The 493-nt window shown below is 66.1% G+C and carries 1 protein-coding gene; it reads right to left on the bottom strand.

Going from position 1 to position 493, the window contains the following annotated elements; all coding sequences use genetic code 11:
* Window positions 1-493: DUF3488 domain-containing protein (locus A3730_RS07925; protein ID WP_156501068.1), on the bottom strand; the 493-nt coding region annotated here is incomplete at both ends.

Here is a 493-nt window from a genome sequence, read left to right as displayed (position 1 = left end):
CGGGCACGGCGGCCGCTCTCGTCAGGAATCGACAGCATCAGCGCTTTCTCTTCTGCTGCCAATGGCAGCCGCCGGGTTGCCGCCGGCACACTGACAACCTGATAGCTCTGTCGTTGGCTCACCGGGTTGTTCGCCACCAGCCGCATGTCCCGGGCCAGGCTGACGCCTCCCTCACTGACAAAGGGTACCGGCATGGCAAACAGCCAGCGGCGCTGGGTAGGTTCAACTATAACCTGGTAGGCATAGCTGGTGCCGTCGCCCCGCCCGGCTGTCAACGCATCCACCCAGTCCGGGGTCGGCCCACGGCCGCCGTACAGGTAACGCGCCTCATCCATGCCGCGAGGAATGGCCTGCTGCCAGGCCCGGCCATCAAAATGGCTCAATGTCAGGCCGCGCCAGTAGCGCTCTGCCGGCGGCGGCATATCGCCGTCAAAAGCGACGCGGAACGCCAGCGCGGACGACTCTGACAGCTCGCTGATCTGTCCGGGGGCCA

The organism is Alcanivorax sp. HI0044 (assembly GCF_001634945.1).
Note: the sequence above shows the minus strand (reverse complement) of the source record. Positions and strands in the feature narration are given on the sequence as shown.